10 protein-coding genes are annotated in these 12,052 nt (G+C 71.8%); 7 read left to right on the forward strand and 3 right to left on the reverse strand.

Going from position 1 to position 12,052, the window contains the following annotated elements; all coding sequences use genetic code 11:
* Positions 1–19: 19 nt before the first annotated feature.
* The 3 genes from ACQ860_RS01580 to hemP form a co-directional block, all read right to left on the reverse strand.
* Entirely contained in the window at positions 20–808 is a 789-nt protein-coding gene (locus ACQ860_RS01580; RefSeq protein WP_431301656.1) for an energy transducer TonB, read from the reverse strand.
* Complete coding sequence (locus tag ACQ860_RS01585; protein ID WP_431301657.1) at positions 809–2,848, reverse strand: TonB-dependent hemoglobin/transferrin/lactoferrin family receptor; 2,040 nt, start codon at positions 2,846–2,848, stop codon at positions 809–811.
* A gap of 128 nt (positions 2,849–2,976) precedes the next feature.
* Complete coding sequence (gene hemP, locus ACQ860_RS01590) at positions 2,977–3,159, reverse strand: hemin uptake protein HemP (RefSeq protein ID WP_431301658.1); 183 nt, start codon at positions 3,157–3,159, stop codon at positions 2,977–2,979.
* Between the two features lie 109 nt (positions 3,160–3,268).
* Between hemP and ACQ860_RS01595 the strand changes: the two genes are divergently transcribed.
* The 7 genes from ACQ860_RS01595 to ACQ860_RS01625 all read left to right on the forward strand — a co-directional run bounded on the left by ACQ860_RS01595 (position 3,269) and on the right by ACQ860_RS01625 (position 12,052).
* Entirely contained in the window at positions 3,269–4,405 is a 1,137-nt protein-coding gene (locus tag ACQ860_RS01595) for an acyl-CoA dehydrogenase family protein (RefSeq protein WP_431301659.1), read from the forward strand.
* Entirely contained in the window at positions 4,405–5,403 is a 999-nt protein-coding gene (locus ACQ860_RS01600; protein WP_431301660.1) for an acyl-CoA dehydrogenase family protein, read from the forward strand. The genes ACQ860_RS01595 and ACQ860_RS01600 overlap by 1 nt, the downstream gene beginning before the upstream one ends.
* Before the next feature lie 59 nt (positions 5,404–5,462).
* Positions 5,463–6,266: a crotonase/enoyl-CoA hydratase family protein gene (locus tag ACQ860_RS01605; protein WP_431301661.1), complete on the forward strand. Its 804-nt coding sequence runs from the start codon at positions 5,463–5,465 to the stop codon at positions 6,264–6,266.
* The gene (locus ACQ860_RS01610; protein ID WP_431301662.1) at positions 6,266–7,201 is read left to right on the forward strand and encodes an SMP-30/gluconolactonase/LRE family protein; all 936 of its coding nucleotides are present in this window, start codon (positions 6,266–6,268) and stop codon (positions 7,199–7,201) included. The genes ACQ860_RS01605 and ACQ860_RS01610 overlap by 1 nt, the downstream gene beginning before the upstream one ends.
* 65 nt (positions 7,202–7,266) lie before the next feature.
* Positions 7,267–8,946, forward strand: a complete 1,680-nt coding sequence (locus tag ACQ860_RS01615) for a thiamine pyrophosphate-binding protein (RefSeq protein WP_431301663.1) — start codon at positions 7,267–7,269, stop codon at positions 8,944–8,946.
* A gap of 378 nt (positions 8,947–9,324) precedes the next feature.
* Positions 9,325–11,631: a hydrogen gas-evolving membrane-bound hydrogenase subunit E gene (gene mbhE, locus ACQ860_RS01620; protein ID WP_431301664.1), complete on the forward strand. Its 2,307-nt coding sequence runs from the start codon at positions 9,325–9,327 to the stop codon at positions 11,629–11,631.
* 4 nt (positions 11,632–11,635) lie between these two features.
* Entirely contained in the window at positions 11,636–12,052 is a 417-nt protein-coding gene (locus ACQ860_RS01625; RefSeq protein WP_431301665.1) for an MnhB domain-containing protein, read from the forward strand.

Below are 12,052 nucleotides of genomic sequence, written 5' to 3' on the forward strand. Positions count from 1 at the left end.
TTGCTCCTGTGGGTGTGGGTCAGTCGTCCAGGCGGAAGCGCACCGGCACCTCCACCCAGGCTTCGATGGGGCGGCCGCCCTCGGTCGCGGCGGCGAAGGCCCAGCCGCGCACGGCGGCGAGGGCCGCCTGATCCAGTTCGCCAAAGCCGGAGGAGCGGTGCAGGCGCACCTCCCGCGTCATGCCATCCGGCCCGACCAGGGCGCGGATCAGCGCGGTGCCCGCCATGCGCAGTGCCACGGCGCGCGGCGGATAGGCGGGCGGTGTCGGCGGATGGCGGTAGCGCGCCTGGGTGATGAGGGGCGGCGGGCCCGGATGGGGAGCGGCGGCGGCGACCGGGATGGCGGTGGCCTGGCCGGCGGGGGCCGCGGCTTCGTGAGGCACGCCGCGACCCATGGCCTGCATCGGGCGGGCAGCAGGGCGCGGCGTCGGGTTGTTGCGTGGACGCGGCGGTGGCGCCTCGGCGCGGCGTGGCGGTTCCGGGACTGGCATGGGCGCGGCGAGGGTCTGCGGCTCCGGGGTTGGGGCTGGCGCGGCCTCGGCCAGCGAATCCTGTTCCGGGATTGGTTCAGCCCGTGCCTCGGCGCGCGAGGGCTCGATCAGCTCCGGCAAGCCCGCCGCCTCCCGCGCCTCCCCCGGCGCGGCCAGCGTGAGCATGGCGAAGGCCACTGGCACCTCGCGCGCCGCCTCCCGCGCGGGCAGCCCGCCCGGCGCGGCGCCCAGCGCCAGCCAGAGGCCGGCGCCCAGGTGCAGCGCGAGCGAGGCGCCGGCCGCGCCCCCCGGCATGCGTTCGGGCCGGGCCGCGCGCATTCAGAAGCTGGCCCGCAGCGCCACGAGGAAGTTGCGCCCGATCTCGGCATAGGCCGGCGTCGGCACGCCATTCCAGTTCGAGCGCCGATAGGTCGCGTCCGTCACGTTGTTCACGGCCACGTCAAGGCGCAGGTTGGGGGCGAAGGTCGGCTGCCAGGTGGCATAGAGATCCCACACCGCCGAGGCCGCGGTGACGCGGTAGCTCTCCGTGTTGGGCAGCCGGTCCTGGGCGTCGTTCAGCACGAGGCGCGAACCCAGCGTCAGCCCCTGCTCCAGGAAGCGGTAGCCGCCATTGAGGCTCAGCCGCTGGGCGGGGATGGAAGCAAGAGGCAGGTTCGTCTCCAGGTTGGTCCCGCGCAGCGCGGAGGCGGCGAGCCGCGCGAACCAGAAGGGCGTGTCGTATTGCAGCTCCGCCTCGATGCCCTCGATCCGCGCTTCGCCGATGTTGCGGCTGGTCGTGGTGGTGCGGCCGACCGTCTGCTCGATGAAGTTGTCGATGTTGTTCCGGAAGATCGCGATGCGGCCGCGGATGCGGTCATTCTCGTTCAGCACGTCGCGGAAGCGCAGATCCACGCCCGCCTCGATGTTCTTCGCCGTCTCGGGCTGCAGGTTCGGGTTGGGCACGAAGAAATTGCCCGGGAAATGCTGCCCGCCGACATAGAGCTCGGTCAGTGAGGGGGCGCGGAAGGCCTCCGAATAGGAGACATAGGGCTGCGCCCAGGGCGTCGCCTGCCAGGCCAGGCTGACGCGCGGCGAGGCGCGGCTGTTGTCCTGCGACTGCGCGCCCGAGCCGCGCTCCTGCTGGAAGCGGTCGAAGCGGACGCCGGGCAGCAGCGTCCAATTGCCCCAGCGGATCTCATCCTGCACATAGAGGCCCAGCACGTCCTGGTTGGCGCTTGGGAATTGCTGGCGGGGCAGGCCGTTCTGATAGCCGCGCTGCTCGTCCTGGTAGGCTTCGAGGCCGACCACGAAGGTGTGGCGCTCCGGCCCGAACAGGGTGAATCGCGAGGTGTTCTGCGCCTCGATGCCCTTGGTGTTGAGCCGCGTGCGGTCCTGCGCATAGGGCGCCGCGATCCGCGCCTCGTTCAACTCGACATAGTTGTTGTAGAGCGTGAGGCTCGGCTCGAAGAGCGGCATCGCCGGATTGGCGTAGGTATAGCGCAGCGAGACGCTCTCCTGCAGCGTGGTGCGGTCGGCGATGCCGGTGGTGGTGGCGGTATTGGCGGCGATCGGGATCTGGTTCGCGTTCTCGTAGCGGCTGCCCTGCAACTGGAAGCGGTGGAAGCCGGGGCTCCAGTTCAGCTTGCCGAGCAGGTTCAGCACATTGTCGCCGCTGAACTGGATGATGCGGTCGGCACCGTCCCGGTACTGGCCGTTGCGGAAGCCCGAGGAGGCGACAAGGGTGGAGAAATCCCCCGCCCGCGCCGCCATGACACCGAGGCCCCGCGCGGAAGCGCCCTGCGTCTGATAACCGCCCGAGAAGAAGCCGCCGACGGGCTGGGAGCCCAGGATCACGTCCTCGGGATCGATGGTGCGGAAGGAGATGACGCCGCCCAGCGCGCCTGAGCCATAGAGGGAGGAGGAGGGGCCGCGCAGCACATCCACCTGGCGCAGCAATTCGGGATCAATGAAGGTGCGGCCGCGATGGCCGGCGTTGAAGTTGTTCCGCACGCCGTCGATGCGCAGCACGATTCGCTCATCGCCCAGGCCACGGATGGTGGGTTGCAGCGCGCTCGTGCGCGGCGCGCCCGAGATCTCGACGCCCGGCACGTCGCCCAGCAGCTCCACCGGGGAGCGCGGCTGGCGCTGCAAGATCTCTTCCCGCGTGATGACGGAGATCGAGACCGCCGAGTCACCCGCCACCTGCGGCGTGCGGGTCGCGGTGGAGGTGACGGTGTCGAGCGGCGTCGCGGCCCGTGCGGTGGCGGGGTTGGCGGCTGGTGCCGCCGCGGGCGCGGTCGCGGGGGCAGCGGCCTCCTGCGCGAAGGCGGGCAGGACGAGCGCGGTGGTGAGCAGCAGGGCGGAAGGGAAGCGGGACACGGCAAGGCCTTGCGATGGATGCCATCGCGCCCCGGGATGGCGGGGGCGGCGGATGGCGCGCTGGCTTGCGGGAGGCCCGTTCAGGCGGGCGGGTCCGGGGCTGGCTGACGCGGGACGGTGAAGCGGAACTACTTGGTCAGGATGAGCTTTCCGCCGCGCGTCAGGCGCAGGCGATAAATCTCCTCCCGGTGATGGATCTCGATCTCCGGGCCGTCGCGGAACAGGACTTCGGCATCCAGGCTGCGGCGGCGCGGCGGGGCGCCGGGCGGCCTGGGCGGGCGGAAGGGGGTGGGGTCGTCGGCTTCGGTCATGGGAAGATTGCTAATCTATTTGCGAATGACTCGCAAGTGCAGTTGCGGTGATGCGGTGGTGTTCCGGCTTCCCCAACCCCCTGCTAGCCTCGCTCCCGGAGGAACATTCATGCGTTTCGATTTGCCTGACGCCCCGCCCCGCGCCGCCGAATTGCGCCGCGAATTGCGCGACTTCCTGGCCGAGGCCGGGCGCGACTGGACGCCCGAGACGCGGGCGCGCAGCTGGATGGGCTTCGACCGCGACTTCTCCCGCGCGGTCGGTGCCCGCGGCTGGATCGGCATGACCTGGCCTGCCGCCTATGGCGGGCATGAGCGCTCCGGCCTGGAGCGAATCGTGGTCCTGGAGGAGATGCTGGCCGCAGGCGCCCCGGTCGGCGCGCACTGGATCGGGGACCGGCAATCGGGGCCGCTCATCCTGCGCCTGGGCACCGAGGAGCAGCGCCGGCGAATCCTGCCCGGCATCGCGGCGGGGGAGCTGGCTTTCTGCATCGGCCTCTCCGAGCCCGAGGCGGGGAGCGACCTCGCCAATCTCCGCACCAAGGCCGAGCGGGTGCCGGGCGGCTGGAAGCTGAACGGCCGGAAGATCTGGACCACCTTCGCGCACAAGAGCGACTACATGATCGCCCTCGTCCGGACCTCCCCCGTGCCGGAGGGTGGGGCGCGGCACGCCGGGCTCTCGCAATTCCTGGTGGATCTGCGCCTCTCCGGCATTTCCATCCGCCCGATCCGCGACCTTGCGGGCGAGGAAAGCTTCAACGAGGTCACCTTCGACGATGTGCGGCTCGGCGAGGATGACCTGCTGGGCGAGGAGGGCGCGGGCTGGGCGCAGGCCACCAGCGAGCTCGCCTTCGAGCGCAGCGGGCCGGATCGCTACCTCTCCTCCTACCCCGCGCTGGCCGCCGGAATCGATGCGCTGAATGCGGCGCCCACGCCCGGCGCCGAGGTGACGATCGGCCGGATGGTGGCGCGGCTCAACACCTTGCGCGGCATGTCGCTCTCGGTCGGCGGCATGCTGGAGCGCGGCGAATCGCCCGCCGTCGAGGCCGCGCTGGTGAAGGATGCCGGCAACGTCTTCGAACAGGCCCTGCCCGAGCAGATCCGCAACCTGATCGACCCGGCTGACAGCCCGGAGGAATTGCGCCGCATGCTGGCGGGCCTGGCGCAGCTCGCCCCCACCTTCAGCCTGCGGGGCGGCACGCGGGAAATCCTGCGCGGCATCATCGCGCGCGACATGGGGCTGCGCTGATGAGCGAATTGCGTTCGATCCTCGTTGAGCAGGTGGACCGCCTGATGGCCGATGGCGGCGGTGTCGGCTTGCTGCGTGCCGTCGAGGCCGGCGAATGGCCCGCGACCCTCTGGGCCGGGCTGGAGGAGCAGGGGCTGAACCTTGCCCTGGTGCCCGAGGAAGCCGGCGGCGTCGGCCTCTCCTGGGGCGATGCGGCCGCGCTGTGGCAGGTGCTGGGCCGGCACGGCGCGCCGGCGCCCATCGCCGAGACCATGCTGGGCGCGGCGCTGCTTTCCGCCGCGGGAATCGAGGCCCCGGAAGGCCCGCTCGGCCTGGCGGGGCAGGGGGCGGTGCCCTTCGGCCGCCATGCCGCGCGGCTGGTGCTCGCCAAGGGCGCGGGCGTGGCGCTGCACGCCCCCGGCGCGGTTTCGCCCGGCGAGAATATCGGCCGCGAGCCGCGCGATGGCGTGCTGCCGGGTGATCGTATCGCGCGGGGTGAATTGCCCAATGCGCTCGGCCCGCGCGCCGCGCTGCTGGGTCTCGCGCTGATCCGTGCCGCGCTGATCGCCGGCGCGCTGGAGCGCATCCTGGCGCTGGCGGTGGATTGGGCGAACACGCGCCGGCAGTTTGGCCGCGCCATCGGCAAGTTCCAGGCGGTGCAGCAGCAATTGGCCGCCATGGCGGGCGAGGTGGCGGCGGTGCAGGTGGCCGTGCAACAGGCCGCACGTGCGGTGGATGCGCGCGGCCTCGCCGAGGCCGGCTTTGAGATCGGTTGCGCCAAGGTGGTGGCGGGCGAGGCCGCGACCATGGGGGCGGCCACCGTGCACCAGGTGTTTGCCGCCATCGGCATCACCGAGGATCACGAGCTGCACCATTTCACCCGCCGCCTCTGGGCCTGGCGGGAAGAGGGCGGCACGGAGCGCTTCTGGGCCGCCGAGATCGGCCGCGATGCCATGGCGCGCGGCGGGGCCAGCCTCTGGCCCGACATCACGGCGCGGGATGTGGATGGCGCCCGATGACCGCAGCGCCGCAGGCGCGCGGGTCTGAATCGGTCGTCCAAGAACAAGGAGTTTGAGTCATGGCTGATTTTCTCAAGATCGAGCAGGACGGCCCGGTCGTCACCCTCACCCTCGACGCGCCCGAGCGGCGCAACGCCATCTCCGGCTTCGAGGATTGCGACGAGGTGGAGGCCGCCTGCAAGCGCATCGCGCGCGACGACGGCGTGCGCTGCGTCATCGTGACCGGCGCCGACCCGGCCTTCTGCGCCGGCGGCGACCTCAAGGGCATGCGCGACCGCAAGGGCATCATGGCGGCCGACAGCCCCGCCGTGATGCGCGAGAACTACCGGCGCGGCATTCAGCGCATCCCGCTGGCGCTCTGGGAGCTCGACGTGCCGACCATCGCGGCCGTGAACGGGGCCGCGATCGGCGCGGGGCTCGACCTCGCCTGCATGTGCGACATGCGGATCGCCTCCGACAAGGCGATCTTCGCCGAGAGCTTCGTGCGCGTGGGCATCGTCCCCGGCGATGGCGGCGCCTGGCTGCTGCCGCGCGCCGTCGGCCTCGCCATGGCGGCCGAGATGTCCTTCACGGGCGATCCGCTGAACGCCGAGCAGGCGTTGGCCGCGCGCCTCGTCAGCCGCGTCGTCCCGCATGCCGAACTGCTGGGGGCGGCCCGCGAACTCGCTGCCCGGGTGGCGAAGAACCCGCCCCAGGTCTTGCGCATGACCAAGCGCCTGCTGCGCGAGGGGCAGCACATGTCGCTGCCCTCGTTGCTGGAGCTCTCCGCCGCCTTCCAGGCCATCGCGCATGAGACCGAGGATCACAAGGAGGCGGTGAACGCGATGCTCGAAAAGCGCCAGGGCGTATTCCAGGGGCGCTGATGATGGAGACGCCCATCGCCCGCTACCCGGACCCGGCCGTCCGCGTGCTCGACCCCGCCTTCAACGCGCTGCGCCTGCCGCTGGCGGGGCTGGAGCGCCTCTGGACCGGCGGGCGCTGGGGGGAGGGGCCGGTCTGGTTCGGTGACCATCGCTGCCTCATCTGGTCTGACATCCCGAACAACCGGATGCTGCGCTGGTCCGAGAGCACGGGCCTGGTGGACGAGTTCCGCAAGCCGTCGAACAACGCGAACGGCAACACGCGCGACCGCGAGGGGCGCCTCGTCACCTGCGAGCACCTGACCGGGCGCGTGGTGCGCACCGAGCATGACGGGCGCCTCACCGTCATCGCCGAGCATTACCAGGGCAAGCGGCTGAACAGCCCGAACGACGTGGTGGTGAAATCCGATGGCAGCATCTGGTTCACCGACCCGCCCTTCGGCCTGCTCGGCGACTATGAGGGCGAGCGGCGTGAGGCGGAGCTGCCGCATACGAATGTCTACCGCGTGGATGGCCAGACCGGCGCCATCGCCTGCGTGGCGGATGACGTGAACCACCCGAACGGGCTCGCCTTCAGCCCTGACGAAGCGATCCTCTACGTCATCGAAAGCCGCAGCGAGCCGCGCAACATCCTCGCCTATGACGTGGCCGGCGCCACGCTGCGCCACCGCCGCGTTCTGGTGCGCTGCGAAGCGGGCGAGACGCCGGACGGCTTCCGCGTGGATGTGGGGGGCAACCTCTGGTGCGGCTGGGGCATGGGGGCGGCCGGGCTGGACGGCGTGAAGGTCTTCAATGCGGCGGGCGCGCCCATCGGCTTCATCGACCTGCCCGAACGCTGCGCCAACCTCGCCTTCGGCGGGCGGCACCGCAACCGGCTCTTCATGGCGGCGAGCAAGTCGCTCTATTCGATCTACGTGAACACCCGGGGCGCGACCTGACCCCAGGGGCTGGCGCCCGGCGCGCATCGTGACACGATGCGCGCCAAGAACCCTGAGGAAGCGCCATGAGCCAAACCCCCTATACCGTGGGCGACCTGGTCGCCGAATTCCTCTCGCGCATCGGCGTGAGCACGGTCTTCGGCATCGTCTCCGTCCACAACATCCCGATGCTGGACGCGATCGGGCGCCGCAACGCCATCCGCTATGTGATGTGCCGGGGCGAGATGGGCGGCGCGCACATGGCCGATGCCTATGCGCGCGTGACCGGCGGCCTCGGCGTGCTCTTCACCAGCACGGGCCCTGGCATGGCGAACAGCATCGGCGGGCTGGTGGAGGCGCGTTTCGCGTGCGCGCCCGTGCTGCACATCACCGGCCAGACGGCCACGAAGTTCGTGGATCGCGACATGGGCACGGTGCATGACGTGCCCGGCCAGACCGCGATCCTCGCCGCCTCCGGCAAGGCCGCCTATCGCGTGCGCGCGGCGAGCGAGGCGTTGGGCGTGCTGCTGCGCGCGGCGCAGGAGGCGATGACGCCGCCACGCGGCCCCGTCTCGGTCGAGATCCCGATTGATCTGCAGCGCGCCGTCATCCCCCGCCCGGGCGAACTGGATTCGCTGACGCTCGCCCCACCCCCGCCGCTCCCGCCGAGCGAGGCCGCGTTGGATGAGGTGGCCGAGATCCTGGCGCGCGCGAAGCGGCCCATGATCTGGCTCGGCAATGGCGCGCGCGAGGCAGGGCAGGGGGCACGGGCGCTGCTCGACCTCGGCTTCGCCGCCGTCTCCTCCTGGAACGGACGCGGCATCATCCCCGAGGATCACCCGATGACCTTCGGCGCGCTCCACGGCAATGGCGCGCCGCGCATCCTCAGCTTCTACGAATCCGTGGATGCGATGCTGGTGCTGGGCTCGCGCCTGCGCGGGCATGAGATGATGGAGTTCTCCATGAAGCTGCCTGAGAACCTCATCCAGGTGGATGTGGATCCGGCGGCCAATGGGCGCACCTATCCCAACCGCTACTTCCTCCAGGGCGATGCGGAGCTGGTGGCGCAGGGCCTGGCCCGGCGCCTGCGTGGCCGCATCGCGGTGGAGCCGGGCTTCGCTGCCGATGTGGCGCGCACCAAGGCGCTCGCCATCGAGGAGTACGAGGCGACCCTCGGCCCCTATGCGAGCTTCGCGAAGCAGCTCCGCGCCGTGATGCCGCGCGATGCGCTTTGGGTGCGCGACATCACCATCAGCAACTCCACCTGGGGCAACCGCACCTTCGAGGTCTATGGCCCGCGCGATGCCGTGCATCCGGTGGGCGCGGCCATCGGCCCGGGCCTGCCGCTCGGCATCGGCGCCGCCATGGGGGCGGGCGGGCGCAAGACCGTCGCCATGGTGGGCGATGGCGGTTTCGCCATGAACCTGACCGAGCTCTGGACCGCCGTGCAGGAGCGCGCGCGGCTCTGCACGATCGTGATGAACGATCGCGGCTATGGCGTGATCCGCCACATCCAGGATGCGGTGGTCGAGGGCCGCCGCTTCGGCGACGAGCTGCAGGGCCCGGCCCTCGAGCCGCTGGCCGCGCTCGCCGGCCTGCCCTATTTCCGGGTCGGCGCGGCCGAGGAATTCGGCGCAGTGGTGGCGCGGGCGCTCGCCGTGGATGGGCCGAGCCTGGTCGAGGTGGACATGACCGCCATCGGTGCCTTCCCGCCCTATGCGCCCTACAGCACGATGGGCAAGCACGCGGAACGCGCGCGGCGCTGACCGCGCGCCGGGGCGGCGCGGCCACGATGCCGGCCTGGGGCGGCTCATGGCGCGCATCGTGCGGCCGGGCGGCCGATCACCACGGGACGGGCAGCACCATCCGCGCGTCCCGCGCGTGTCACGGGCGCCGCGTGGCCAGCCGCCGTGCCCGTGCGGCGGTAGCGCGGCATGGCCACCCAGGCCAGGTCCAGGGCTCCCATGGAGCACCCCGGCCCCGGCATGACGGGACCGCGAGGCACAACACCCGAACGTCAACAAAACTGAACGTTGATGTTCAGCGGCGTTCGCGGCGTGTGACCCTCAAGCCACCGCAGCCGCCGCAAGGCATTGGCCACATTGAAGAATGCCGCTGGCACACGCGTTGCAAAACCGGGCGCGATGTTGACCGCACCGGATCCCGCCCTGTCGCTTCTCCTGCTCGCGGGCCTCGCGGTCGCAGCCCTCGCGGCCATGCTGCCCGTCGCCCGGGTCGCGCCGGTCGCCTCGGCCGCCGCCACCTGCGCCTTTCTGGGCTACCTCGTGCTCGGGGCGGCGGTGCCGGTCTCGGCCGCCTTCTGGGCCGTCCCGTCGCTCGGCATCGTGGGCGGGCTGCGGCTCGACGGGCTCTCGCTGCTCTTCGCCCTGCTGATCACCGGCATCGGCGGGCTCGTGCTGCTCTATGCCGGGCGCTACCTGGAGGGCGATCCGCGGCTGCGGCGGCTCATCGTCCTCCTGCTGCTGTTCATGGTGGCGATGCTGGGCGCGGTGACGGCGGATGACGTCGTCACGCTCTTCATCTTCTGGGAGCTGACGAGCCTCGCCTCCTTCTTCCTGGTCGGGCATGACCATGAGAAGCCCGGCGCGCGGAAGGCCGCGCTGCAGGCGCTGCTGGTGACGGGCGGCGGCGGCCTCGCCCTGCTGGCCGGCCTGGTCCTGGTGGCGATCGCCGCGGGCACCACCAGCCTCACCGGCATCCTCGCGGCGCGCGAGGCGGTGCTGGCGCATCCGGCGGCCGTGCCGGCCATGCTGCTCATCGTGCTGGGCTGTTTCACCAAGTCGGCGCAGTTTCCCTTCCATTTCTGGCTGCCCAACGCCATGGCGGCGCCCACCCCCGTCAGCGCCTACCTGCACTCCGCGACGATGGTGAAGCTTGGCGTGTACCTGCTGGCCCGGCTGAACCCGCTCTACGGGGCCGAGGCCCTCTGGCAGGACCTGCTGACCTGGGCTGGCTTGCTGACGGCGGCGACCGGCTCCCTGCTGGCGCTGCGCGAGACGGACCTGAAGCGGGTGCTGGCCTACACGACGGTCACCGCGCTCGGCACGCTCGTCATGCTCATCGGCATCGCGCCGGACCTCTCGGCCACGGCGGCGGTGACCTTCCTGCTCGTCCATGCGCTCTACAAGGCGGCGCTGTTCCTGATCGCGGGCGTGCTGGATCACGAGACGGGCAGCCGGGACGCCTCCGCGCTGGGCGGGCTGCGCCACGCCATGCCCTGGACGGCGGCCGCGGCGGTGCTGGCGGCGCTGTCCATGGCCGGGCTGCCGCCCTTTGTCGGCTTCGTGGCCAAGGAGATCGTCTACGAGGCGAAGCTCGCCGCCGGCGGCACGGCGCCCCTCGTGGCCGGCATCGGCTTTGCCGTGAACGCCGCCATGGTGGCGGTGGCCGGGCTGCTGTCCTGGCGGATCTTCTTCGGTGCAGCCCGGCCCACACCGCGAGAGCCGCATGATCCGCCCCTCGCCATGCTGGCCGGCCCCATCCTGCTGGCGGGCCTTGGGCTCCTGGCCGGCGTCGCGCCCTCGCTGCCCGGCGCCTGGCTGATGGACGGCGCGGCCACCGCCATACTGGGCCGCCCGGCCGAGGTGCCGCTCAAGCTCTGGCACGGTTTCACCCCCGTGCTCGCCCTCAGCGCGGCCACGATCGGCGTCGGCCTGCTGATCCTGCTGGGGTGGGAGCGGCTGATGCCACGCCTGCGCGGGGCCACCGCGCTGGATCGCCTCGCCCCCTCGCGCGGCTATGACAGGGCGCTGGCGGGTGTGATCGCCTGGGCCGAGGCCACGACGCGCGCCGTGCAGCATGGCAGCCTGCGCGGCTACATGCGCACGCTGCTGCTGGTCACCGCCCTCGCGCCCCTCGCGGTGCTCGCGCTGCGCGGCGGCTTCGACCGGCCTTCGGGCGGCACGCTCGACCCGCGCGCCTTAGCCTTCCTCCTCATCGTCGCCGGCGCGCTGGCCACGGCGATGGCCCGCAGCACCCTGGCCGCCGTGCTCGCGACCGGCCTGGTCGGCTTCGGCACGGCGCTGGTCTTCCTGATGTTCGGGGCGCCCGACGTGGCGCTGACGCAATTCACGGTCGAGGTGCTGCTGGTGGTGATCCTGGCCGCCGTGCTGGTCCGCCTGCCGCTCCTGGCGCGGGATGCGCGGACGCGCGGCCAGCGCGCGGGCGATGCCGCGGTGGCGCTGGCGCTGGGCGGTTCGGTCGCGGCGCTGCTGCTGGCGGTGCTGGCCGCGCCCTTCGATCCGCGCCTCGGCGCCTGGTTCGGCGAGAACAGCGTTCCGGCTGGGCATGGCCGCAACGTCGTGAACGTCATCCTCGTGGATTTCCGTGCCCTCGACACGCTGGGCGAGATCGCGGTGCTCGCCGTCGCCGCCTTCGCCGTCCTCGCGCTGCTGCGCGGCGCGGGGCGCTCTCTCCGGCCCGGGAGCTGAAACGATGCAGGCCTCTCTCATCCTCCGCGTCTCGGCGCCGCTGCTGCTCTGGGTGCCGATGCTCGTCTCGCTCTACCTCCTAGTGCGCGGCCACAATGCGCCGGGTGGCGGCTTCGTGGGCGGGCTGGTCGCCGCGGCCGGGCTCGTCTTCTTCGCCATCTCGCGCGGGCAGGCGGCGGCGCTCGCGGTGATGCGCGCGCCGCCCGCCGCCTGGTGCGGCGCCGGACTGCTGCTGGCCGCCGGCAGCGGGCTGCTGGCCTGGCTTGATCCCGCGGCCGGCTACCTCACGCATCGCTGGTGGTTCCCGGACATCCCGCTGACGCTGCCGCTGAACACGGCCTTCGTCTTCGATGTGGGCGTCTATCTCGTGGTGGTCGGCACCGTGACGGCGATGGTCTTCGCCCTCGTGGCGGAGGAGTGA

The sequence above is a fragment of the Sediminicoccus sp. BL-A-41-H5 genome (assembly GCF_050632405.1).
GTDB lineage: Bacteria > Pseudomonadota > Alphaproteobacteria > Acetobacterales > Acetobacteraceae > Roseococcus.